The 23,295-nt window shown below is 70.2% G+C and carries 24 protein-coding genes; 13 read left to right on the top strand and 11 right to left on the bottom strand.

What is annotated here, in order from left to right; translation table 11 throughout:
* Positions 1-77: 77 nt before the first annotated feature.
* From CYFUS_RS30710 to CYFUS_RS30700, 3 genes are read right to left on the bottom strand one after another with little or no spacing between them, the layout of a single operon-like run.
* Positions 78-1,403 carry a DUF58 domain-containing protein gene (locus tag CYFUS_RS30710; RefSeq protein ID WP_095988460.1) on the bottom strand — a complete coding sequence of 442 codons (1,326 nt, stop codon included), beginning with the start codon at positions 1,401-1,403 and terminating at the stop codon, positions 78-80.
* Complete coding sequence (locus tag CYFUS_RS30705; RefSeq protein WP_095988459.1) at positions 1,400-2,356, bottom strand: AAA family ATPase; 957 nt, start codon at positions 2,354-2,356, stop codon at positions 1,400-1,402. Before CYFUS_RS30705 ends, CYFUS_RS30710 begins: the two co-directional genes overlap by 4 nt.
* Positions 2,353-3,291, bottom strand: coding sequence for a hypothetical protein (locus CYFUS_RS30700; RefSeq protein WP_095988458.1), 939 nt, complete (start codon positions 3,289-3,291; stop codon positions 2,353-2,355). The genes CYFUS_RS30705 and CYFUS_RS30700 overlap by 4 nt, the downstream gene beginning before the upstream one ends.
* Positions 3,292-3,528: 237 nt before the next feature.
* Here CYFUS_RS30700 and CYFUS_RS30695 point away from each other — a divergent pair, with 237 nt between their 5' ends.
* Positions 3,529-5,619 (top strand): peptidylprolyl isomerase, encoded by a 2,091-nt coding sequence (locus CYFUS_RS30695; protein WP_095988457.1) that lies wholly within the window; start codon positions 3,529-3,531, stop codon positions 5,617-5,619.
* 27 nt (positions 5,620-5,646) lie between these two features.
* Here the strand turns inward: CYFUS_RS30695 and CYFUS_RS30690 are convergent, their stop codons facing one another.
* Positions 5,647-6,753 (bottom strand): HD domain-containing phosphohydrolase, encoded by a 1,107-nt coding sequence (locus CYFUS_RS30690; RefSeq protein ID WP_002624314.1) that lies wholly within the window; start codon positions 6,751-6,753, stop codon positions 5,647-5,649.
* Between the two features lie 259 nt (positions 6,754-7,012).
* Between CYFUS_RS30690 and CYFUS_RS30685 the strand changes: the two genes are divergently transcribed.
* The 4 genes from CYFUS_RS30685 (at position 7,013) to CYFUS_RS30670 (ending at position 11,120) form a co-directional block, all read left to right on the top strand.
* Positions 7,013-8,014, top strand: a complete 1,002-nt coding sequence (locus CYFUS_RS30685; RefSeq protein WP_095988456.1) for a dihydrodipicolinate reductase — start codon at positions 7,013-7,015, stop codon at positions 8,012-8,014.
* Between the two features lie 12 nt (positions 8,015-8,026).
* Positions 8,027-8,476 carry a MaoC family dehydratase N-terminal domain-containing protein gene (locus CYFUS_RS30680; protein ID WP_071899089.1) on the top strand — a complete coding sequence of 150 codons (450 nt, stop codon included), beginning with the start codon at positions 8,027-8,029 and terminating at the stop codon, positions 8,474-8,476.
* Positions 8,476-9,111 carry a MaoC family dehydratase gene (locus CYFUS_RS30675; RefSeq protein ID WP_095988455.1) on the top strand — a complete coding sequence of 212 codons (636 nt, stop codon included), beginning with the start codon at positions 8,476-8,478 and terminating at the stop codon, positions 9,109-9,111. Before CYFUS_RS30680 ends, CYFUS_RS30675 begins: the two co-directional genes overlap by 1 nt.
* A 170-nt stretch (positions 9,112-9,281) precedes the next feature.
* Complete coding sequence (locus CYFUS_RS30670) at positions 9,282-11,120, top strand: acyl-CoA dehydrogenase (RefSeq protein ID WP_095988454.1); 1,839 nt, start codon at positions 9,282-9,284, stop codon at positions 11,118-11,120.
* 73 nt (positions 11,121-11,193) lie between these two features.
* On the opposite strand, the gene CYFUS_RS30665 is transcribed toward CYFUS_RS30670, so the two are convergent.
* Both CYFUS_RS30665 and CYFUS_RS30660 read right to left on the bottom strand, forming a co-directional pair.
* Complete coding sequence (locus tag CYFUS_RS30665; RefSeq protein ID WP_095988453.1) at positions 11,194-11,646, bottom strand: ExbD/TolR family protein; 453 nt, start codon at positions 11,644-11,646, stop codon at positions 11,194-11,196.
* An 11-nt stretch (positions 11,647-11,657) separates the two neighbouring features.
* Entirely contained in the window at positions 11,658-12,371 is a 714-nt protein-coding gene (locus CYFUS_RS30660; RefSeq protein WP_095988452.1) for a MotA/TolQ/ExbB proton channel family protein, read from the bottom strand.
* A gap of 42 nt (positions 12,372-12,413) precedes the next feature.
* Here CYFUS_RS30660 and CYFUS_RS30655 point away from each other — a divergent pair, with 42 nt between their 5' ends.
* The 8 genes from CYFUS_RS30655 to CYFUS_RS30620 all read left to right on the top strand — a co-directional run bounded on the left by CYFUS_RS30655 (position 12,414) and on the right by CYFUS_RS30620 (position 19,574).
* Complete coding sequence (locus CYFUS_RS30655) at positions 12,414-13,235, top strand: DUF4292 domain-containing protein (RefSeq protein ID WP_095988451.1); 822 nt, start codon at positions 12,414-12,416, stop codon at positions 13,233-13,235.
* A gap of 84 nt (positions 13,236-13,319) precedes the next feature.
* Positions 13,320-14,054 (top strand): general secretion pathway protein GspE, encoded by a 735-nt coding sequence (locus tag CYFUS_RS30650; protein WP_095988450.1) that lies wholly within the window; start codon positions 13,320-13,322, stop codon positions 14,052-14,054.
* 20 nt (positions 14,055-14,074) lie between these two features.
* A complete protein-coding gene (locus CYFUS_RS30645) occupies positions 14,075-15,070 on the top strand; it encodes a general secretion pathway protein GspE (protein ID WP_095988449.1) in 996 nt (331 codons plus the stop codon).
* Positions 15,071-15,110: 40 nt separating this feature from the next.
* Positions 15,111-16,106, top strand: coding sequence for an ABC transporter ATP-binding protein (locus CYFUS_RS30640; protein ID WP_095992330.1), 996 nt, complete (start codon positions 15,111-15,113; stop codon positions 16,104-16,106).
* Positions 16,079-17,131, top strand: a complete 1,053-nt coding sequence (locus CYFUS_RS30635) for an ABC transporter ATP-binding protein (RefSeq protein WP_198316183.1) — start codon at positions 16,079-16,081, stop codon at positions 17,129-17,131. Before CYFUS_RS30640 ends, CYFUS_RS30635 begins: the two co-directional genes overlap by 28 nt.
* Before the next feature lies 1 nt (position 17,132).
* Positions 17,133-17,543: a DUF2085 domain-containing protein gene (locus CYFUS_RS30630; protein ID WP_095988447.1), complete on the top strand. Its 411-nt coding sequence runs from the start codon at positions 17,133-17,135 to the stop codon at positions 17,541-17,543.
* Positions 17,544-17,679: 136 nt separating this feature from the next.
* Positions 17,680-18,312 (top strand): RNA polymerase sigma factor, encoded by a 633-nt coding sequence (locus CYFUS_RS30625; protein ID WP_095988446.1) that lies wholly within the window; start codon positions 17,680-17,682, stop codon positions 18,310-18,312.
* Positions 18,309-19,574, top strand: a complete 1,266-nt coding sequence (locus CYFUS_RS30620; RefSeq protein ID WP_095988445.1) for an anti-sigma factor family protein — start codon at positions 18,309-18,311, stop codon at positions 19,572-19,574. The genes CYFUS_RS30625 and CYFUS_RS30620 overlap by 4 nt, the downstream gene beginning before the upstream one ends.
* A gap of 31 nt (positions 19,575-19,605) precedes the next feature.
* On the opposite strand, the gene CYFUS_RS30615 is transcribed toward CYFUS_RS30620, so the two are convergent.
* The 5 genes from CYFUS_RS30615 to CYFUS_RS30595 are packed head-to-tail and all read right to left on the bottom strand — an operon-like array spanning position 19,606 to position 23,288.
* Entirely contained in the window at positions 19,606-20,358 is a 753-nt protein-coding gene (locus tag CYFUS_RS30615) for a hypothetical protein (protein WP_095988444.1), read from the bottom strand.
* A complete protein-coding gene (locus CYFUS_RS30610; protein WP_095988443.1) occupies positions 20,355-20,582 on the bottom strand; it encodes a TadE/TadG family type IV pilus assembly protein in 228 nt (75 codons plus the stop codon). Before CYFUS_RS30610 ends, CYFUS_RS30615 begins: the two co-directional genes overlap by 4 nt.
* Entirely contained in the window at positions 20,579-21,376 is a 798-nt protein-coding gene (locus tag CYFUS_RS30605) for a hypothetical protein (protein ID WP_095988442.1), read from the bottom strand. Before CYFUS_RS30605 ends, CYFUS_RS30610 begins: the two co-directional genes overlap by 4 nt.
* Positions 21,373-22,152 (bottom strand): hypothetical protein, encoded by a 780-nt coding sequence (locus CYFUS_RS30600; RefSeq protein ID WP_232536909.1) that lies wholly within the window; start codon positions 22,150-22,152, stop codon positions 21,373-21,375. The genes CYFUS_RS30605 and CYFUS_RS30600 overlap by 4 nt, the downstream gene beginning before the upstream one ends.
* Positions 22,143-23,288, bottom strand: coding sequence for a TadE/TadG family type IV pilus assembly protein (locus CYFUS_RS30595; RefSeq protein WP_095988440.1), 1,146 nt, complete (start codon positions 23,286-23,288; stop codon positions 22,143-22,145). Before CYFUS_RS30595 ends, CYFUS_RS30600 begins: the two co-directional genes overlap by 10 nt.
* Between the last annotated feature and the right edge of the window lie 7 nt (positions 23,289-23,295).

Below are 23,295 nucleotides of genomic sequence, written 5' to 3'. Positions count from 1 at the left end.
AGGAGCAGGCCCGCCCAGAGATCGCGCGGCAAGTCAGTGCTCATTCCGGCCGAACTCCAGTCATGGGGCACGGGGCGCTACAGCAGTCCGCGTGCCTTCACGTGGAGATAGGTATTGACGGCGGCGGCGCCAAAGCCTTTCGCGGAGGCGCGCACGACGAGCGCTCCCGAGTCGCGCAGGGTGAGGGCGGTGCGCTGGTAGTCCTCCTCCAGGCGCGCGGCGGCCTGGCGCGCGTAGGCATCCGGCACGGAGTCTGGAATCGCGGTGGCGGCCGTCTGGAGATCCTCGTCCAGCAGCGAGGCCACCACGGGCAGGTGCCGGGGGCGCAGGGCGAGCGTGCGCGAGAGCAGCGTGCCCGAGGCGTCCGGATCCACCAGATCCGTGAAGAGCACCACCAGCGAGCGGCGCGAGGAGCGCGCGAAGGCGAAGTCATAGGCGCGCCCGTAGTCGCTCTCCTCGAGGGCGGCCTCGGCGCGGTAGAGCGACTCGGTGATGAGGCGCAGGTGCTCGTGGCCTTTTCGAGGAGGGAGACTCGCGCGCACGTCGCTGGCGAAGGCGAGCACGCCCACCAGGTCTCCCGCGTCCAGGCTCACCTTGGCCAGACGCAGCGCCGCGTCCACCGCATGGTCGAGCTTGCGGCGGCCCTCCACGCGGCCCGCCATGTGCCGCCCGCAGTCGAGCATCAGCAGGACGGGCTGGTTGCGCTCGGGCTGGTACACGCGCACGGTGGTGCGTCCCCGCCGCGCCGTCGCCTTCCAGTCCACCGAGCGGTAGTCGTCACCCGGGCGGTACTCGCGCAGGGACTCGAATTCACGGCCCTCGGCCGAGCGGCGCAGGAGGCGTTCGGCGGGCGCGTCCGAGGCGAGGGTGAGCGCGAGCGCCTCGCGCGACAGGGCGGTGAGGTCCGGGTACACCTTCACGCTCTGCGCCGCGGACACCTGCACCTGCCGCGCGCACAGGCCCAGTGGTCCGAGCAGGCGCAGGTGCACGTCCCCCAGGCGCAGGTCTCCGCGCGTGAGGGGCGTGAGCGAGTAGGGCAGGGTGATGGAGGGCGCCTCGGGGGAGAGGGAGAAGGGCTGCTCGTGCCCACGCACTTCGATTCCGGAGGGCACCTCGTCGCGCACCCGTCCGCGCACGGGCCGCGCGCCGCGCGACTCCACCACCAGTCGCACCGTCTGGGCGACGCCCGAGGAGAGCACCGGCTCCACGTCGCGCCGCACCACCACGTCCGAGGCGCGTGGCGCGGCGAGAAAGTCCCCCACGCACAGCGCGAGCACCGCCCCGTCCAGGGCGAGCGCGAGCCAGAGGAAGACATCCCCCGCCACGGCGAGCGCCGCGGGCACCAGGGCGAGCGAGATCAGGACCACGGCGAGTCCCGTGGGGACGGGCCGGCCGGCGCTCACCGGGGAACCTGGACGCGCTCCAGCGTGTGGCGGAGCACGTCATCCGCGGTGAGGCCCTCCACCTCCGCCTCCGCCTTGAGCAGCAGGCGGTGGTTGAGCACGCTCGGGCAGACGGCCTTCACCTCGTCCGGGGTGACGAAGTCGCGGCCGTGCAGGGCCGCGCGGGCCTTGGCCGCCGCGAGCAGCGCCTGCGCCGAGCGCGGCGAGGCCCCCAGACGCACGCGGGGGTTGGCGCGCGTCTCGCGGATGAGGCGCACCGTGTAGTCGAGGATGGAGTCGTCACAGGCCACGGCCGCCGCGCGCGCCTGCAACTCCAACAGCGTGGGCGCGTCCAGCACCCGCTCCATCTGGGGCGGGCGACCCTGGCGCTGGTGGAAGGCGCGCACCATGTCCAGCTCCGCCTCGGGCGGCGGGTAGCCCACGCGCACCCGCATCAGGAAGCGATCGAGCTGCGCCTCGGGCAGGGGATAGGTGCCCTCGAGTTCCAGCGGGTTCTGCGTGGCGACCACGAAGAAGTGCGGGGGCAGCGCGTGGGGGGTGCCCTCGAGGGTGACCTGGCGCTCCTCCATGGCCTCCAGGAGCGCGGACTGCGTCTTGGGCGGGGTGCGGTTGATCTCATCGGCCACCAGCACCTCGGTGAAGATGGGGCCCTTCATGAGCTGGAAGGCGCCCTCCTGGGGCCGGAAGACGTGGGTGCCGAGGATGTCGCTCGGCATCAGGTCCGGGGTGAACTGGACGCGGGTGAAGCCCAGGCCGAGCGCCGAGGCCATGCTGCGCGCGGTGAGCGTCTTGGCCACGCCGGGCACGCCCTCGAGCAGCACGTGCCCCCGCGCGAGGAACGCGGTGACGAGGTCGGCCACGACGTGGGTCTGGCCGAGCACCGTCCCGCTCAGGGCCCGCAGCAGCCGATCGAGGGCGGAGGCGGCGCTGGCCGGCGAGGGCGACGGCGTCATGGTTCCGGCTTCTCCTTGATGCCGAGCACCGTGCCGGCCAGACAGCCCAGCGAGCCGAGCAGGGCGAGCACCGCGCCGAAGCTCGGGGAGGAGCTGTGGATGATCTCCCTGCCCACGGCCGAGGGCACCTCGGTGTTGTCGGTGGAGAGCTTCATGAAGATGAGGCACCAGAGGACGCAGGCGATGGACAGGCCGAGCTGAGCCATCCAGGGCACGAGCACGTTGAGGCGCGGCATGATGCGGCGCACGCGCACGGCGAGGACGCCGACGATGCCGAGCGCGCCCAGGATGGCGACGATGCCCAGGCTCATCAGCCCGAGGATGTCGCCGTCCTCGGCCGTCTCCTTCCAGGGGGTGAAGGCCGAGAGCACCACGGCGATGGCACTGAAGAAGACGATCTTGTCGGAGCGGCCCAGCTCGCCGAGGAAGTCCTTGAGGTCCGCGGCGAGCTCCTCGGGCGCCATGATCTGCCCGGTGGTGTTGACGGAGGAGGGCGCGGGCCGGGGAGGGACGTAGTTGACGTCGGAGGGATCCAGCTCGGTGTTCGTCTCGCGGCGGGGGGGCACGGCGGGACGCGAGCCCGTGGCGCTCCCGGGACGCACGGCCGGGATGGGGCGTCCGTTCGAGGCGCGGGGCGGGGCGCTGCGGACGATGTCCTCCATGGAGCGGACGTTGGTGACGTCATTGTCCGGGGGGAGGGCGGGACGCGAGCCCGTGGGCGTGGAGACGGCGGGACGCGAGCCCGTGCCGGAGGCGCCCTTGGGGCGCACGCCCGAGGCCGTGGTGACCCGCATGCCCGCGGACGAGACCCGCACGCCCGAGGACGTGGTGACCTTCGACGGGGCGCCGCGCGTGCCGGGGTTGGTGCTGACGGACCGGGACGGAGGAGGAATGGCCGAGAGCGACCCGGTCATCTCCTCTTCTCCCTCTTCCACGAGACTTCTCCGGGGAGCATCCGACGAGATGAACGAGGCATCGATGATGTAGTCGCACGAAGGGCAGATGGCGGTGCCATCCGCGACCTTGATGCCGCAGCCAGGGCATTTCAGGACCGGTACTCCTTGAGTCTGGAAAGCGCCCCGTATCTTCCGGTGCCCGGGAGCCCCAAGTCAAACGGCAAGCGAGCGCTAACCCCTGGATTTTCGCGGGGAATTGGCCTACGCGAGCGCGCCATGAACGCTCTGTACGCCTCGCTCGCCGCCTGGTTGTTGGCGGGGGCCGTGCTCTCGGGTTGTGTCCACGCCTCCCCGTCCCCCACCCAGGAGGAGTCCCTCGAGGAGGTCGCCCGGTGGGAGGATCGCCGCTCGCTGGCGGATGGACGGCTGGTGGAGCGGGCGCTGCGGGGCAGCACGCCGGTCCGGGTCCGGGCGTTCCTCGCGCTCGCCCGCCTGCAGGCCCCCTCGACGCTGGACGCGGTGGAGGTGGGATTGAAGGACGGCGAGCCCCCGGTGAGGCAGGCGGCGGCCTTCGCCGCCGGTGTGCTCGCGCTGTCGTGGGAGCCGCTTACCCCAGAGGAGAAGTCCCGGCTGGCCCGGGCGCTGCTCGCCAGCGAGTACCGGACGCGTCAGGAGGCGGGCGGCGAGGCCCGCGCGTTGGAAGCGGAGTCGGGCGCGTACCTCGCGTTGATCGACTCCCTGGGCAAGCTCGGCACGCCCGATGCGGTGGCGCGCCTGGTGGAGCGGCTGTCGCTCGGGCCCGTTCTCGCGGGTCGCGCGGCCCTGGCGCTCGGGGTGGCGGGGCGTCGGGGCACGTCACTGGCGGAGGTTCCGATCGCTCGGGTGGAGGGGTTGCTCCAGGCGGGCCTGCCCGAGACCACCCGGTATGGAGGGGCCTATCTGCTGGCGAACCTGAAGCGCGCCGATGCCCTGGGCCCGCTGCGTGCCTGCCTGGGCGACGGGGCGCCGGATGTCCGGGCCGTGTGTGCGAAGGGCCTGGGTGACGCGGGCGCACCGGAGGACGCGGCGGTGGTGGGGGCACTGCTCGCGGACGAGGTGCCGCGCGTGGCGGCCGAGGCGGCGCGGACACTCGCGAAGCTGGCCGCTCGGTGCTCGGGGGACTGCACGGCGTTGGATGTGCTTGCGGGACTCGCGCCGGGGGCGGGACGTGTGGCCCGAGGGGATTCCGCCGCGGGCCATGCGTGGCTCGCGCTCGCGCAACAGGGCCTGCCCGAGGCGGGGCGCCGGGTGCTGGTGTCCCTGCGGCGCGCACTCCAGGAGGCGGCGCCCGGGGCGGTGTCCGAGGGAGCGGGTGGGGATTTGATGAACCTGGACTGCCGGCTGGCGGCGGCGATGGATCGGCAGCATGGGCGGCTCGACGAGGTGCTGCGCTGTGGGGGCGGCCGGGTGGCGGAGTCCTCGCGGTTGGCGCTGGGGCTGCGCGAGGTGGCGCAGTCCGGCGCGGCGCGGGGCGCGGGCGAGGCGGTGCGCTACCTGAAGCACGCGGATGCGCGCGTGAGGCTGGCGGCGCTCGCGGCGGTGGCGGCGCGTCCCGTGCCCGAGGCGGCCGGGCCCGTGCGCGAGCTCCTGGCGGGAGAGGACGCGGTGGTGGCGGCCTCGGCGGCGGGCACGGCCGCGGAGTTGAAGGACATGGAGGCACTGCCCCGGGTGCGTGCGCTGGCCGAGCGCGTGCCTCGGGAGCCGGATCTGGCCGAGCCGGTGGCGGCGGGGCTCGTGGCGCTCGCGGGGCGGGACGCGGAGGAGGTGTTGCGCGGATGGCTGGGACATCCGCATGCGAACGTGCGCCGCGTGGCCGCCGAGGCGCTCACCCGCCTCACGGGACAACCGGTGCGGGCGCCCTTCGTGGAAGTCTCGGAGGAGGCGCACCGTCCCTCGCCCGCGCCGGCGGGAACGTCCCTCACCTTCCGCACCTCCAAGGGGGACATCACCGTGGCGCTGGACGCGGAGGCGCCGTTGACGTCGGGCAACCTCGTGACGCTCGCTCGCCAGGGCTATTTCCGGGGCCTCGCCTTCCACCGCGTGGTGCCGGACTTCGTGGCCCAGGGGGGAGATCCGCGGGGAGACGGGGAGGGCGGGCCGGGGTACTCCATCCGATGCGAAATCACCCACCGGCGCTACGCGCGGGGCGTCATCGGCATGGCGCTGTCGGGGAAGGACACGGGGGGCAGCCAGTTCTTCTTCACGCTCTCGCCGCAGCCGCACCTGGACGGCCGCTACACGGCGTTCGGCGAGGTGACGCGCGGCCTGGAGGTGGTGGATCTGCTGCTGGAGGGCGACACCCTGATCGACGTGGGGGTGTCGCCCTAGTCCAGGGAAGCGGGCGGGGCGGGCGGTTCAGCTCGCCACGCGGTTGGGGACCTTGCCCGGCGTGAAGCCGGCCCAGAGCGCGTTCTCCGCGTTCTCCATGTCCTCGACCTTCTTGCGGATGCGCTGCCACTCGGCGTCCTGGATGCGCAGGAAGGCCTCGGCGATCTCCGGATCGAACTGCGTGCCCGAGCAGCGCCGGATCTCATCGCGCGCCACGGACAGCGGCCGGCCCTTGCGGTAGGGACGATCCGAGGTGATGGCGTCCACCGTGTCGGCGATGGCGAAGATGCGCGCCCCGACGACGATGTCCCGGGCCTTGAGCCCCTGGGGGTAGCCCTTGCCGTCCCAGCGCTCCTGGTGGTGCAGCACGATGAGCGAGGCGTCGTGCAGGTAGGGCATCTTCGCGAGGATCTTGTAGCCGTACTCGGGGTGCTTGCGCATCTCCACCCACTCCTCGGGCGAGAGCGGGCCGGGCTTGAGCAGGATGGTGTCGCTCACGCCGATCTTCCCGATGTCGTGCAGGAGCGCGCCCTGCTCCACCACCTCGAGCTGGGTGGGCGTCAGGCCGATCTCCTCGCCGATGCGGCGCGAGTAGAGCGACACGCGGCGCGAGTGCCACTGGGTCTCGGTGTCGCGGTAGTCGAGCGCGCTGATGAGCCCATCGAGCAGGCCGTTGGTGCGCTCGACCACCATGCGCTCCAGGTCGCGGTTGATGGCCGTCAGCTCCGCGTTCTTTTCCGCCACCTCGCGCGTGAGCCGCTCATTGGACTCCACCAGCCGGTAGTGCTCGATGGCCTGGCGCACCGCGCTGGTCAGCTCGCTGAGCGACCACGGCTTGCCCAGCAGGCGGAACACCTCGCCCCGGTTGACCGCCTCGGAAGCGGTGCGGAAATCCGCCGCCGCCGTGAGCATCAGGCGCACCGCGCGCGGATTCTTCTCACGCAGCGTGCGCAAGAGTTCCACGCCGTTGAGCAGCGGCATCATGAAGTCCGTCAGCACCACCTGGAATCCCTGCTCCTTGGCGGCCTGGGCGGGATCCGTGTGGGTGACGACCTCGTAGCCCTCCGACTGGAGGATCCGCGACAGCGCGGCCAGAATGAGCGGATCGTCATCCACTACGAGGATGCGGTCCATGAATACAGCCTCCCAACCCTGAAGAACGGATGTTGAAGAACCGGGCTGTTATACACGGCTTCCCACCCAAAGGTCACACCCTCGGGACTGGTCTGCCGTGCACCTGCCTGCCCGACGAGCCCTCGTGACTTCCCGGGGTTTTCGGAAAATGAGCACCCTCTCGCCTCACGAGCCGCTTGCCTGTCCGGCGGGGGGTGGTCTATGGTGCGCCCGAGTGCCGCACTGTGTTGTAACTCCTTGAAATTTGGAGAGTTCTCCGATGCCTAGAGCCTCCGCAGGGCCGGTCCCGGTGGTGGTCATGGGGTTGGGAGTCATCGGGCAGGAGATCGTCAGGGCGTCCCTGCTTTCACCCGAGGTCGAGCTGCTCGGCGCGATGGATGCCAACCCCCAACTGGTGGGGCGATCCTTGTCGGACGTGGTGGGGGTCGCGGGACTGAAGGGCAAGGTCGCGGGCAGCCTGGAGGCGGCCGTGGGACGGCGCAAGGGCGTCGTGCTGCTGCATGCCACGGGCTCGCGCCTGGAAGGCGTCATGGATCAGCTGCTGCAGGCGATCCAGCTCGGCCTGCCCGTGGTCTCCACCTGTGAGGAGCTGGCCTTTCCCTTCCTCAAGTACCCGGAGCTGGCGCAGAAGCTGGAGCAGGCGGCGCAGCGCGCGGGGGTGGCGGTGCTCGGCACGGGCACCAACCCTGGCTTCGTGATGGATCGCCTGGTGGCCACGGTGGGGCAGGCGTGCGGTCCGGTGCGCCATGCCACGGTGACGCGCGTGGTGGACGCGCGCACCCGCCGCGAGGCCCTGCAGCGCAAGGTGGGCGCGGGCCTCACCGAGGAGGAGTTCTTCGCCCTGGTGGACCGCGAGCAGCTCGGCCACGTGGGGCTGGTGGAGAGCGCCGCCCTGTGCGCGCTGGGGCTGGGCATGGACTGCGACGACTTCGAGGAGGAGATCGTCCCCGTCTTCGCCGAGGAGGACATCACCGGAGGCGCCTTCCCGGTGAAGAAGGGCCGGGTGGCGGGTATCTTCCAGTCCGCGGTGGGCCTGGAGGAGGGGCAGGAGCGGGTCCGGTTGGAGCTGACGATCGCGGTGGGGGCGGACGAGCCGGGCGATCGCATCGAGATTGAAGCGGAGCCGAAGCTGGTTGTGGAGATCCGTGGGGGGGTGCCCGGCGACCGGGCTACCGCACACATGCTGGTGAATGCCGCGCCGCGCGTGACCGCCGCCGAGGCCGGCCTTCTGACCGTGCTCGAGCTGCCAGCCGGTCGTTAAAGGGAGAGGGACATGCTGGACAAGAATGCGATTGGCCGGGCTTCCCCGCCATTCCTGAACGAGGTGGAGAAGGGCGCCATCCGGCGCTTCGCCGAGTCCCTCGGTGACTACAACCCCATCTACTACGACGAGGAGTACGCGCGCGCCTCGGGCTACCCCACCGTGGTGGCTCCGCCCACGTTCCCCGCGTCCTTCAGCTCGGCGGCGGACCTGCGCGAGCTGCTCGGCGTGGGCATCAAGAGCCTGCTGCACGCCGAGCAGTCCTTCGAGTACGAGCGGCCCATCTTCGCCGGCGACCGCATCTTCGTCGCCACGCGCGTGGCCGAGGTGCTCGAGCGCACGGGGCCCGCGGGCAAGATGGACGTCGCCGTCATCGAGGACGAGGGCCGCGACGAGGAGGGCAACCTGGTGTTCCGTGCCCGCCGCACCCTCATCGTCCGCGCCGCCAAGGAGAATCCGTGATGCCCGCGCGCAAGCTCTACTTCGAAGGCATTCGCGTGGGTGACGAGCTGCCCGCGCTCGCCAAGGCCCCCATCGATCGCGTGCAGCTGGCGCGCTACGCCGGCGCCTCGGGCGACTTCAACCCCGTGCACGTGGACGAGGTGTACGCCAAGAGCGTGGGCATGCCGTCCGTCTACGCCCCCGGCATGCTCGTCATGGGCATGCTCGGCCAGCTCATCAGCGACTGGGCCCGCGGCGGCCAGCTGCGGCGCTACCACGTGCGCTTCATCAAGATGGTGTGGCCGGGCGACACCGTGGTCTGCAAGGGCCGGGTGAGCGACCGCTACGGCGAGGGCGGCCGCTACTTCGTCGAGGTGGAGCTGTGGGCGGAGAACCAGCGCGGTGAGCTGGTGATGAAGGGCCACTCCAGCATCCAGCTCTTCTACTCCCTCGAGGACGAGAACCGGCAGCGCTCGGGCCAGTCCCCCATCGTCGTGGACGTGCCGCGCGAGAGCCTCCTGCAGAACGCCGGCACCGCCGCCCCCGAGGGCACCGAGGAGGAGGGGGCGAGCCTGTCAGGCAAGAAGACGACGGGCTCCAAGCCCGCCGCCAAGACGGCCACCGCCCCGGACGCCTCCAAGAAGGCCAAGAAATAGGCTCTTTCCCGCCTGTCAGCCGCCCCGCGGGATGGTGGGTAATGTCCCACCCAACGCGAGGCGTCATTCCGGGTTGACTCTAGAATCAATCGACGTAACCTTCCCCTCATCCCACTTGGGGCCACGTGCCTTTTTCCGGCCGTGAGCCCCCCACTCATGGGGAAGCGCGTATGTCCGCCGGCATCAACACCTACAAGATCGACCTTCGGGAACTCTACTTCACGCTGTTCGAGCAGTTCGGCTTCGGCCAGGTCGCCGGACAAGCGCCGTTTGACGCCTGGGGCCCGGATGAGGCCAAGGCGGTGCTCGAGCAGACGTACCGCTTCGCCAAGGACGTGCTCGGGCCCCTGAACGCCTCGGGCGACCGTGAGGGCTGCCGGGTGGAGAACGGCTCGGTCATCACGCCCAAGGGCTTCAAGGACGCGTGGAAGGGCGTCTACGAGCAGGGCTTCAAGTCCATCTCCGCGAGCCCCGATCACGGCGGCCAGGGCGGCCCGATGATGCTCTCGGTGCTCGTCGAGGAGATCCTCTCGGGCGCCAACTCGGCCTTCAACATGTACCCGGGCCTGGCCTACGGCGCCGCGGAGCTCGTGGCCGAGTGCGGCACGCCCGAGCAGAAGAAGCTGTACGTGGAGCGCATGCTCAACGGCACCTGGGGCGGCACCATGTGCCTGACCGAGCCCCAGGCGGGCTCGGACGTGGGCGCGGCCAAGTCCACGGCGCGCAAGAACGCGGACGGCACCTACAACATCCGCGGCACGAAGATCTTCATCTCCGGCGGCGATCATGACCTGGCCGAGAACGTCATCCACCTGGTGCTCGCGCGCATCGATGGCGCGGTGCCCGGCACCAAGGGCCTCTCGCTCTTCATCGTGCCGAAGATCCGCGTGAAGCCGGACGGCTCGCTCCAGGGCTCCAACGACGTCACCCTGGGCTCCATCGAGCACAAGATGGGCATCCGCGCCTCGGCCACGTGTGTGCTCAACTTCGGCGAGAACGATGGCTGTGTGGGCGAGCTCGTGGGCGGCATCGAGAACGTCGGCATGAGCCAGATGTTCAAGATGATGAACGGCGCGCGCATCGCGGTGGGCATCCAGGGCCTGGCGCTGGCGAGCACGGCCTACTTCAACGCGCTCGAGTACGCGAAGGATCGCAAGCAGGGCGCCCCGGCGCACAAGTGGAAGGATCCGGCGGCGCCCCGCGCGGCCATCATCGAGCACGCCGACGTGCGGCGCATGCTGCTGGAGATGAAGGCGCACGTGGAGGGCACCCGCGCACTCATCGTCAAGCTGGCCATGCACACGGACAAGGCGCACCAGCTGGCGGGCAAGGACGACACCCAGGCGGCCTACCACCGCGGCCAGGTGGAGCTGCTCACCCCGCTGGTGAAGTCCTACGCCTCGGATCAGTCCTTCCGGCTGTGCGCCCAGGCCATCCAGGTGTTCGGCGGCGCGGGCTACTGCCAGGACTACCCGGTGGAGCAGTACACGCGTGACTCGAAGATCTTCTCCATCTACGAGGGCACCAACCACATCCAGGCCATGGATCTGGTGGGCCGCAAGATGGGCCAGGCCGGCGGCGCGCACTTCCAGCAGTTCATGTCCGACGTGGGCTCCTTCATCGAGGCCCACCGCGAGCACAAGATCTACGGCGACGCCGTCAAGCAGCTCGCCGCCGCGCAGGAAGGCCTGATGGCCAGCGCCATGGCGATCCTCGGCTGGTCGCAGGATCCGGCGAAGATGACGCTCATCCCGCTGTCGGCCAACCGCTTCCTCAACATGATGTCGGAAGTGGCCGTGGGCTGGCTGCTCCTGGACGCGGCCCTCATCGCCGAGCGCGTGGGCGAGAAGGCCACGGGCGACGAGAAGGCCTTCTACGACGGCAAGAAGTGGAGCGCGCTGTGGTACGCGCGCAACGTGCTGCCCAACGTGGAGCAGGCCGCGCGCATGATGGCCCTCGAGGACACCTCCTCGGTGGACATCTCCACGCAGGCGTTCGGCTCCATCTGAGCCCGAGCCGACGGGTGTGACGCCCGCCGCCCCCGTTCCTCCTCCTTCCGGGAAGAGGGCGGGGGCGGTTGCTTTATTGGGGCTCGCGCACGCCGATGGCGAGCTGTCCGAGTCCCGCGCCCTTGGCCAGCTCCATCACCTGCACCACCGTGCCATGGGGCACGCCCTCGTCCGCCTGGACGATGACGATGGTGTCGGGATCCTTCTGTTGGGCGTCGGTGAAGGCGCGCTTGAGCTCGTCCTCGGTGACGACGTTGCCGCCGAGCACGAAGCGCCCGTCCGAGAGGATCGCCACGGACATGTCCGTGGAGCGCGCGGTGACGTCCGTGGCCCCGCCCTTGGGCAGGTTCACCTTGAGGCCCGTCTGGGCTCCGCCGCTGGGCGCCTGCTGGACGATGACCGAGCTGGTCACCATGAAGATGATGAGCAGCACGAGGAAGATGTCGGTCAGCGGGGTGATGTTGATCTCCGCGAACCCGACCTCGTCACCCCCCTCGGAGTCGCCGGGTATCTTGCCCATCGCCATGTGCGTGAACCTCAGGTGTCCGTGGGGGAACGCGCTTCCGCGGCAGCCGCGGGGACGGCGGGAGCGATGGTGGCGGGAGCGCCCAGGGGACGCTCGCGCAACAGCTCGACGAACTCTTCTCCCAACAGCCGCAGCTCCACGAGCACGCGCGACAGCCGGGCCTGGAAGTAGTTGTAGAAGGCCATGGCCTGCACGGCCACGAGGATGCCCACCGCGGTGGCCACCAGCGCCTCGGAGATGCCCGTCATCACCGCGCCGGTGCCGCCCGTGCCTCCCGCCGCCACGTCCAGGCCCAGATCCTTGAAGGACTTCATGATGCCGGCCACCGTGCCGAACAGGCCCACGAACGGCGTCAGCGAGCCGATGGTGGCCAGCAGCCACAGGTTGCGGCGCAGGCGCAGGCCCACCTGGGCGCGCTCACGCTCCACCGCCGAGTCCACTCCCTCACAACTGCCGCGCGTGCGCTCGAAGCGATCGAAGCCCGCGAGGAAGATGTCGGCCACGGCGGCATTGGAGCGCTCGGTGGCGGAGCGGGCCGCGGCGATGTCTCCGCGCAACAGGTGCTTGTGCACGGTGTCCCCGAGCAGCCGGGAGCGCTCGCTCACCCCCCAGAGGGTGATGAGCCGCTCGATGGCCACCACCAGCGCCACCGTGGAGGCGAGCAGGAGGAAGGCGAGGGTGAAGCCGCCGATGCGCAGGTAGTGGAGGATGTCGGAAAGGCTCATACGGGAGTGGCCAGGGAGGTCGCCGGGCGCGAGACTTAAGCCATGAACCGCGCTGCCGTCGCAATCTTCCTGGCCCTCGTTTGTTCAGGCTGTCCCAAGCGCCTGGATTTCGGGCCCCGGGGCCGCATCACCCAGCCCGAGGAGCTCTTCCGCCTCACCCGCGAGGCCCAGGACGTCACGGCCACCCTCCAGGGGGATGGCAAGCTGCGCGTCGAGTCCCCCCAGGGCACCGGCACCGTGTCGGTCTTCCTGGCCGCCTCCCGGCCGGGCCTGCTCCGGGTGGAGATGTTCGACTTCTTCAACCGCCCCATCGCCGTGCTCGTCACCGACGGCCAGCGCTTCGGGCTGCTCCAATTCCAGGAGAACAAGTTCTACCAGGGGCCCGCCACCCCCCAGAACCTGTCGCGCTTCCTGCCCCTGGCCCTGCCGAGCGAGGAGCTGGTCTCCGTGATGCTCGGCCGGGTGCCCTTCATCCCCGCGGAGCGCATGACGCTCGGGGTGGACGAGAAGGAGGCGCTCTATGTCCTCACCCTGGTGCGCGGCGACGTGTCCCAGGTGCTGCACATCCACCCCCGGCACCTGCGGGTGGTGCGCAGCGAGGTCCAGGGGGTGAGCACCTACGCGCTGGAGTACGGCCGCTTCGAGCCCCAGGGTGACGCTGTCTTCCCCCACCAGGTGACACTCCGGGCGGCCTCGGCGGACACCTCCCTGGGGCTGCGCTACACCGATGTCACGCTCAACCAGGCCCCGGACCTCACCCTCTTCGATCTCTCCGCCCCCGAGGGCATTCCCGTGGTCGAGGTGGACGAGGGGGGACAGGCCCTGCCTCCGGTCGCCCTGCCGCCCGCCGCGCCGGGCTCCTGAGCAGCTCAAGAAAAGAGCAACCCCCGGCATCTCGGGGTAGAGTGGGGCGACCGGCGGGTCCGTTCGGGCCCCCACGACCGTGACATGGCACAGATCAAGCTCGGCGAACTGCTGATCAAGGCGAACGTGCTCCAGGAGAGCCAGCTCAAGGCGGCGCTCGCGGAGCAGGCGAAATGGGGCGGAAAGCTGGGAGAAATCCTGGTGCGGATGAACTTCGTGTCCGAGGACATCCTCGTCCGGGCGCTCTCCAAGCAGCTCGCCATCCCCGCGGTGAACCTGGACGCACTCAAGGAAGTCCCCAAGCACGTGCTCAACCGGGTTCCGGTCCAGACGGCGCGGGACTTCGCGCTGCTGCCCATGCAACTGCGCGACGACGGCAAGACGCTGGTGGTGGCCATCGCGGATCCGCTCAACGTGCGGCAGTTGGACGAGCTGCGCGCCATCACCAAGTGCCGGATCGTCCCCAACGTGGCGGGCCGTACGGCCATCGCGCGCGCCATGGCGCGCTTCTACGAGGAAGGGGGCGAGCTGGAGGACGCGGACACCAACTTCAAGGTGGTGGACTCGCATGGCCGCACCGTCGTGCGGAACATGAAGGACTCGCCCGCCGTCCAGCCCGCTCCGGCTCCGGCCCCCATGCCGCCCATGGCCTCGCGCGAGTCGCCCTCGGTGCGCTCGGGCGCCAGCCCCGTGGAGATGCTGCGCGGCGTGGAGGAGGTGCAGCGCAAGGAGGTCGCGGCCCTCAAGGCCATGGTGGAGCTGCTCATCGAAAAGGGCGTCTTCACCCGCGATGAGTACCTGGCGAAGGTCAAGCGTTAGGCCGTCCCCCTCGGTCCTTCATGCGCAAGAAGATTGGCGAGCTCCTCCTCGAATCCGGCGTCATCAATCCGGAGCAGATCCGCAAGGCGCTCGGTAAACAGCAGCGCACCCGGGCCCGCGGCGTGCGGTTGGGCTCGGTCATCGTCACCCTGGGTTTCGCCTCCCTGCCCGAGGTGGCCAAGGCGCTCGCCCGGCAGGCGAACCTCCCGTTCGTCGAGCTGCCGGAGATTCCCCCCGAGGTGCGCGCGCTCGTGCCGCTCGAGTTCCAGATCGAGCACCGCCTCGTGCCCTTCCGGCTCGAGCGCGAGGGGCGCGGAGAGCGGCTGCACGTGGCGGTGGATGATCCCTCGGACCTGCGGCCCGTGGAGGAGCTGAGCTTCCAGCTCAACAAGCCCATCCGCGTGCACGTGGCCGCCGAGGACGATCTGGATCGGGTGTTGGAGCTGGTGAGCGGCCGGGTGGTGGATGGGCTCGAGGAGGACGAGGACGAGCCGCTGGAGATGGAGCACGGCGGCCGGGCCGACGCGTCCCTCCTGGATTGGGAGCCGCCTGTCTCCGCGATGACCAGGCCTCCGCCTCCTCCCTTGCCCGACGATGACGAGGACATCACCCTCATCACCCCTCGCGCCGCCACGAAGGCTCGGAACACCCTGCTGCCTCCGCCCCCGCCTCCCCAGGAGAACGGGGACGTGCTCGACGAGCTGCTCGGTGGGAGCGTGCGCGAGGCCGACGACGCGGCCCCCGGACAGGAATCGAGGAAGGGCGTGCCCGTGGTCGTCTTCGGTGGGGCCGCCAAGGGCACGCCGCTGCCACCGCCCCGGCCCGAGCTTCCCGACATCTCCGAGGAAGACCTGAAGGTGCTCGAGGAGCTCGAGCGCATGGCGGATGGTGCCGAGGCGCAGCTTCACACGGAGAAGGTGAAGCCCGCGCGCATGGTGGCCAGCCTCATCCGCCTGCTCATCCGCAAGCGCCTCATCCACGAGGAGGAGTTCCTGGAGGAGTTGTCCCGGAAGTGAAGGCCCGGGCCGGCTGTTCACAGGCCCTCCCGTGCATCCCATGTCCGAACCTCTTCTCGACGTCCGCGGATTGAAGACCCAGCTGTCGCTGGACGCGGGTCCCGTGCTGGCCGTGGATGACGTGTCCTTCTCCCTTCCGCCCGGGGGTACCCTGGGGGTGGTGGGGGAGAGTGGCTGCGGCAAGAGCCTCACCGCGCTCTCGGTGATGCGCCTGGTGCCCGAGCCTCCTGGCCGGGTGGTGGGCGGGCGCATCCTCTTCCAGGGCGAGGATCTGCTCGCGCTCCCCGAGGAGAAGATGCGCCGCAAGCGAGGGCGCCACCTCTCCATGGTCTTCCAGGAGCCGATGACGTCCCTCAACCCCGTCTACACGGCGGGCGAGCAGATCGCCGAGGGCGTGCGGCTGCACCTGGGCCTGTCGCGCTCCGCCGCGCGAGACCTCGCCGTGGATATGTTGCGACAGGTGGGCATCCCCGCCCCCGAGCAGCGCGTGGACAGCTACCCGCACGAGTTGTCCGGTGGCATGCGCCAGCGGGTGATGATCGCCATGGCGCTCGCCAGCGGCCCGGAGCTGCTCATCGCGGACGAGCCCACCACCGCGCTCGATGTCACCATCCAGGCGCAGATCCTCGAGCTGCTCAAGCGGCTGCAGACCGAGCGCCGCATGGCGGTGATGCTCATCACCCACGACCTGGGCGTGGTGGCGGGGCACTGTGACACGGTGGTGGTGATGTACGCGGGCCGCGTGGTGGAGCGCGCCCCGGTGAAGGCGCTCTTCCGGCGGCCGGCGCATCCGTACACCGCGGGCCTGCTGCGCTCCATTCCGGCGCTCCAGACGGTGGAGGGGCCGCCGGGAGCGCGTCCACGGTTGAAGACGATTCCCGGCATGGTGCCGGGCCTGCACCGGCTGCCCGGGGGCTGCCGCTTCCGCGACCGGTGCGAGCGCGCCCTGGACCTCTGCGCGCGGGTGGAGCCCCCCTTGGAGGAGAAGCGCGAGGGCCAGGAGGCCGCATGTCACAACCCGGTGCCCGCGCCATGACCGAGCCCCTCCTCCAGGTACGGGACGTGAAGACCCACTTCCCGGTGCGGGGCGGGCCGTGGGGGCGCGCGCGTGGCATCGTGAAGGCGGTGGACGGCGTGAGCTTCGACGTGCGGCGCGGCGAGACGCTCGGGCTGGTGGGCGAGAGCGGTTGCGGCAAGAGCACCCTCGGGCGCACCCTCTTGCGGCTCGTGGGGCCCACGGCGGGCTCCATCCGCTTCGAGGGTCGGGAGCTGACGGGCCTGTCCCAGCGCGAGCTGCGCCCCTTGCGGCGGCGCATGCAGCTCGTCTTCCAGGATCCCTATGCCTCGCTCAACCCGCGCATGTCCGTGCGGGAGTTGCTCGGCGAGCCCTTCGCCATCCACGGGCTCGAGCGGGGCGCCGCGCGCGAGGCGAAGGTGGCGGGGCTCCTGGACATGATGGGCCTGCCGCGCGAGGCCCTGGAGCGCTACCCGCACGAGTTCTCGGGAGGCCAGCGCCAGCGCATCGGCATCGCCCGGGCCATCGCCCTGCGGCCGGACCTGGTCGTCGCCGACGAGCCCATCAGCGCGCTCGACGTCTCCATCCAGGCGCAGATCGTCAACCTGCTCGTGGAGCTCCAGCGCGAGCTGGGGCTCACCTACGTCTTCATCGCGCACGACCTGAAGATCGTCGAGTACGTCTCCACGCGCGTGGCGGTGATGTACCTGGGCCGCATCGTGGAGCTGGCGGACGCGGCGGACCTCTACCGCACGCCCCGCCACCCCTACACCCAGGCCCTGCTGTCGGCGGTGCCGGTGCCGGATCCCGAGCATCGTCGGGAGCGCATCCTGCTCCAGGGCGATGTCCCGTCTCCGCTCGCGCCCCCTCCCGGGTGCGCCTTCCATCCGCGCTGTCCCTTCGCCATGGATCGCTGCCGGCGGGAAACGCCGCCCCTCTACTCGCTGGAGCGGGGGCATACCGCCGCGTGCTTCCTGGTGGAGAATGACGCGCGCGAGCGTCCGGCCTCTGCCCCGGGCGCTTCCCCCAGCCACGAGGGAGGGTAGGGTGTTCTGGCTCAGTCACCATCATCCCGAGGAGTACAACCGCACCTACGTGCTCGGGGGCCTACGGGTGTGTGCCCGCTGCCTGGGCACCTACCCGGTCCTGCTGGCCGTGCTGGTGGGGCTGTTCAAGCTGCGTGCCCCGCTGACCTGGTCCTGGGACGTGCCGGTGGTGCTGGGCCTCACCCTGCCCGCGCTCGTGGACTGGGCCGTGGGCCGCTTCCGTCCCACCGGAGGCTCCAACGCCGTGCGCACGCTCACCGGAGTGCTGCTGGGCATGGCCCTCGGCCGCTCGCTGTTCATCCACCTCCAGCGACCCCTGCCCGCGGTGCTCCTGTGGCAGGCGGCCCTGGTGGCGGGCGTCGCCGTGCCCGTGCTGCTGGCCACCTCCCGGAAATCCAATCCGGGCCCCTGACGGGTGACAGCGGAGGCACTCCCTGTCATTCTGCCCACTTACGGGGCCCGCTGAAGACCGTAGACCTGAATCCTTCCTCGTCCGTTGAAGCGGGCGGATGGGATGAGGCGGGGCGCGGGGCCCCGGGCTTGGGGGAGTGTTGGAACCGGAGCTCTCAGACGAACGGTTGATGCTCGCCTTCCGGGCGGGAGACCCCCGTGCGTTCGAGGTCCTGGTGCGCAGGCACCGGACCCCGGTGTTCAACTTCATCTTCCGCTTCACGGGCCATCGCGCCCGCGCGGAAGACGTCCTTCAAGAGACGTGGTTGAAGGTGGTGCGCGGCGCACCGGACTACGAAACGAAGGCGAAGTTCACCACCTGGCTGTACACGATCGCGAGGAACCTCTGCGTGGACAGCGCGCGCAAAGAGAGCTATCGGCAGACGGCCTCGCTGGAGTCGCCCATGGCGGGCTCCGAGGGAGAGGACAGCCGTCCGTTGGGCGAGGCCCTTCCCGACGAGGGCGCGAGCCCCGAGCGCGGCGCCTACAACGCCCGGGTGAGGCCCTTGCTGGCGCGCGCCCTGGCCGGTCTGCCCGAGGAGCAACGTGAGGTCTTCGTGTTGCGCGAGTACAGCGGCATTCCCTTCAAGGACATCGCCGAGGTGACGGGCGTGTCGGAGAACACGGTGAAGAGCCGCATGCGCTATGCCTTGGAGGGCCTGCGCCGGCGGCTGGCCGAGCTCGGCGTGGATGGCGATCTGGCAGAGGATGGAAGGACGGTGGCGGGATGAAGACCCAGAATGCCCACGCGCACGAGGATCGGCTGCTGGACTTCGCCTATGACGAGCTGCCGCTGACCGAGGCGCATGCCGTGGAGCAGCACCTCCAGGGCTGCTCGCGGTGCGCGGAGACCCTCCGGGGCATTCGCGGTGTGCGCCGCTCCATGGCCCGCCTGCCCCAGGAGGCCGCGCCAGAGGCGGGACTGGACTCCCTGCTCGCGTACGCGCAGCAGTCGGCTCGCCGGGCCGCGGCGGGCGCGGAACCCGCCCCTCGCTGGTGGCGTCGCCTGATGGCTCCCGCGTTGAGCATGGCGGCCGTGAGCGTCTTCGGGCTCGTGGTCCTCCAGGTGAACCGCGACGTGGACCTGAGCCCCTCGCTCCAGAGCAAGGGCCCCGCGCAGAAGAGCACCGCGATGGAGCCCCCCTCTCGTGCCAAGGCCGAAGTGGCCCAGGCTCCAGCCCCAGCCCCAGCCGCTGTCCCCGCGCAATCGCCGCTCCTCGCGGAGGCCGCGCCCCTCGCGACTCCCCAGCGCGCCGACAAATCCTCCTACGCTTCATCTCGCGACCAAATGGCCAAGTCGAAGCCGTTACCCGCGGCGCGAGGCTGGGCCGTGGGGGGGAAAGGCAGTGCGCAGGCCGGCATGGGCGGGAGCGCCCCGAAAAAGAAGCGCGCGATGGACTCCGACGACTCCCTCTTCGATCAGCGAGCAGAGAGCCTTCAGGGGATTTCATCGGCGGAGGCCTCGGCTCCTCCGCCTCCGGCGGACAGCGACAGTCTCCAGAAGGATTCGGTGGGACGCGCGTTCGCCGGGTCACCCCCGCCGCCCGCCGCCCCCGCGAGTCCGCCGCCCCGGGTGGCGAGCGCTTCGCCGCGGCCGGAGCCATCCACGGCGGGAGTGGATTCCGAGGAAAGAGAGGCGGCCGAGGGCATCTCGGCTCCTGGTGGGCGGGCGGCCTCGCGCGCTTCTCCGTCTCCCGCGGAGCTGGTTCGGCAAGCCGACCTGGCCCTCCGTTCGGGAGATCGTTCCCAGGAAATCGTCTTCCTGCGCGCGGCCCTGGCCGCTGGAGTCCAGGGCTCCCAAGCCCTGACGGTGCTCTCCCGGTTGTGCGACGCGGAATCCACGCTGGGTCGGCGCCGCAACGCCATCGAGGTCTGCAAGCGGGTCATGGCGACGGCACCCAACTCCAGTGAGGCCCGGTCGGCCCTTCGCGTCCTGGAGGAGCAGCTTCGGGTGGCCGAGCCCGAGGCCGGCGGCGAGGTCGAGAAGCGCTGACCTCGCCCCGCCGACGCGGGATGCCGCCGTCTCACGGCGGCACGGACGCGCCCTCTCCGGAGGCCGGAGCGAGGTCCGGATTGTAGGCTCCCCGGAAGACCACGGGCTCTCCGTTCGGCGCCTGGAGCCGCCACGGGCTTCCCTCGGGAGACAGGCCCACGGCCTGGAGCTCGTAGGCCACGCCGCCCTCCACGAGATAGAGGAACACCGTGCCCGGCGGAGCCTCCGCGGGCAGGGCCTCGAGCGAGTCCACCTTCTGGATGTGAAAGGGCAGGGACGCGAACGAGCGCGTGCGCACGGGCGTGGGCTGACCCTGGGCCACCTGCTCGAGCGCCTGCTGCCAGCTCTCCGTATCCTCGGGGAGGGCACCGCGGGTCTGCAGTGCTTCCACCATGCGGCCATGGAGCGCTCGGGCCACCTGGAGGATCTTCAGGTTGGCCGAGGGCGGGCTGCGCCCCGGCACGGGACCCTCATGGGAGTCCCAGAGGGTGAACACCAGGCCCGCGAGGACGAACAGCGACCACAGGAGCCGCGCGCTGCGCCCGCGCAGGCTCTGCACCAGGATGACGCCCATGCCGAGCACGGTGGCGAGCACGGCCAGCACCAGCGCCGGACGCGGTGGCGGCCCGGCGTGGAAGGGCTGCTGCTGGGTGCGCCACAGGTGCTCGAACTCCGCCATGCCGGCCACGACACAGATGGCGGTCAGTCCGCCGAAGACGATGCCGTGGATGACCCGGAGAGCGGGCGGTGAGGCGGAGGCGGCGCGGGACGGGGTGGGCTTCACGGGAACGGCAGGTTGAGCACGAAGTAGAACGAGTCGTAATAAATCTGGTACGCGCGCAGGAAGGCGTCGATGACGTTCATCTTCTCCTTCCCGTTGCCCAGGTCGACGCTCATCAGGACGATGAGGCCGAACACCAGCACCCAGTTGATGAAGGAGTACTCCACCATGGCCTGGCCACGACGGGCGCGGCGGCGGAGCGTTTGAGGCGGCGTGGGCGTCTTCATGGGCGGTTGTCCTTCGACTCTGAATCCGTCTCGGCGGGAGGCTGGAACTTGAAGCGCGAGGGTAGCTGCTCCTCGGTCCCCAGGATCATCTTCTTGTCGTTCGGGGAGGGGCGCACCATGCGAGGCCGGGCATCCACGCCGTAGTCGCGCACCTCCATCGTGTACTGGATGGGGGGAAACTCGATCTTCGCCAGCCGCAGGATGGGCACTTCCCGGCTGATCCAGTAGCGCTTGATGACGAGCTGACGGTAGCGGACCTCCATCGGCTCGGCCTGCACCGTCCCCGCGAGCGTCATCACCCGCGCGGGCTTGCCCCGGGTCACGCTCGTGTCCGGACCCGCGGAGATCTGCTCGGTGGACGCGGGAAGGGGCGCCGGGGGCGCTTCCGGTTTGGGCGTCCCCATGAAGTGGGCCACGGCGTCCTGCTCCAGCTCCTGCAGCTTCTCGTAGCCCTGGCTGACGAACAACCGCGTCACGCCCTCCGAGCGCAGCCCCACGTCACGCGTCACCAACATGAGGTACTGCGCCAGCGGCGCCTTGAGCTCCGAGTGCCTGCCGAACTCCATCTCCACCCACACCGCGTCCCGCCCTTTCGCGTCCTTCTCCTCGCCGACGACGGCCAGGCGCATGAAGCCCTGCTGGGGCGCGCCATCCATCTGGTACGTCACCCACTCCCCGACGCGGGCCTCCAGCCGGGCGGGGGCGGTCTCGAAGAGCATCCGGCTCTCGCGCGACAGCTGCTGCGGGGCCGCCGCCACCAGCGCCACCGACACGGCACACAGCAGCGCGCTCATGGCTTCTTCTCCCGGCGCTGCTGGACTTCGCGCGCGTGCGCCTCGCGCGCCTGGCGCACGGCGTCCGCGTTGGGCATGCCGTCCGGACGGTCCGTTCCCACCCAGCTCTGCGACACGGCCACCTGCGAGGGCGCCAGCTCCACCAGCGTGGTGATCGCCTGCTCGGCCCCACGCGTGAACTCGAGCACGATGTTGCGCTGGCCATCCAGCTTGCCTCCGGACTCGCGCACCGGCTTGTAGCCCGTGGCGCTCATCTTGGAGACGATCTCCTGCCGTACCTCGTCCAGTCCCCGCTCCACCACCTGGGTGCGGTGCTGGGTGCTCCCGGCCTCGTCCCTCGAGCCCACGTCCGCGCTGAAGAGCGAGCCCTCGATCTGGATGAAGCGGCCCTTGCCCGCGTCCGGCGGCTTCTCGTACAGCCAGAGATCCTTGAGCACGGTGAAGCCCACCGTCCTGTCCCGCTCGGCCCGCAGCACCACGGCCCGCTGGAGCCCCTCGCGGGTATAGAAGGCCGACACCACGGCCTCGTTCTTCAAGTCCCCCTCCACGACGACGGGGTAGCCCTGCTTGCGCCAGTAGCCCTGGAAGTACTTCGCCACCTTCTCCAGGGAGTCCTTGGTGGTGAAGTAGGCCATGCGGTGGTACTGGCCGTCGATGAGCAGATCATTGCCGATCCGCGTGTGCACGGTGCCAGGATAGACCGCGAGCTCCTGCTCGGCCCGCGACACGGGGGCCCAGAGGAGCAACGCCAGGAGGGGGAGGGAGCTTACTCGCACGACACCTTCTTCTTGTTCTTGTCCTTCTGGACGCTGGAATCGGGTTGGGGCGTGTTGGGCATGTCCGCCTGTTCGTTCTTGCAGCCCATGAAGCTGTTGCCCCGGGCCATGAACACCTTGCGGTAGAGCGAGTCGTCGTACTTCTGGGTGTCGCGGAACGGGGCGGTGTCGAAGCAGCGCTGGGCGTCGTCGTCCAGACCGGGATACTTGTTGAGGTTGTTGAGTCCCACCGAGGCGCCGTGCCCCGGCTTGTTGCATTCGTTCCCCTCGGCCGCGGGCTCATAGTTGTGGGCGACCACGAACGGTCCGAAGAAGTCGGGGAACACGAAGTTGGCGATCGAGCCGAGCGAGTCCAACCCCACCTTGTCCGCGTAGTTTCCTATACCCAGGAACGTCATCCGGTCCACCTGCGCGGCCATGCCGTGCTGGCTTCCTCCGCTGTGCACGCCCGCCCGCTTGGGGGCCATGACGGCGTTGGCTCCGTCGGGCAGCTGCCACCCGGTGGCGATGAGGGTGTAGCGGTTCTTCACCGGCAGGTTGCTCAGGTCCTTGCCGCCCCAGTTGTCCACGTCGAAGAAGCCCTTCTGCTCCTGCTGCAGGTAGTTGCGGGGCAGCCCGAGGCTGGCGAGCTTGCTGGTGATCTCCACCTGCACCTGCCCCTTGGTGTTCATCTTGAAGTGGTCGAGGAAGAAGTTGAGCGTCTTGCCCACCGCGTTGCTGGCCTCGTCGCCCACGCCTCCGTTTCCCTCGAAGACCCGGCTCAGGTCGATGCCCGCCACGGTCTGGTTCTCCACCTTCACCTGCACCGGATCCGCGCTCAGCATGAAGCCGAACTTGCCGTCCGGCTCGAGCGAGTCCAGGTCCTTGTAGCGCTCGGTCGCCTCGTCCACCGCCGCCTTCTGGGCGGTCTCGAAGGCCTTGTCGTGATCCGCGCTGCCGTAGTCGCTCAGCGTGTAGCTGCTCATCTCCCACGCCGTGTAGCGGCTGGCCTCCTGCATCTTGAGCTTGGCCCGGACGATGTCGCTCAGGAACATGCTGAACATGAGGATGGACACCAGCAGGGGCACCACGAGCGCGAACTCCACGATGGCGGCGCCGCGCCGGATGGTCTTCTTGTGTGCGCGTGAGCGGAGCATGACGGTT

The sequence above is a fragment of the Cystobacter fuscus genome (assembly GCF_002305875.1).
Taxonomy (GTDB): Bacteria; Myxococcota; Myxococcia; order Myxococcales; family Myxococcaceae; genus Cystobacter; species Cystobacter fuscus_A.
The sequence above is the reverse complement of the archived record's forward strand: the minus strand, read 5'-3'. Positions and strand labels throughout refer to the sequence as shown.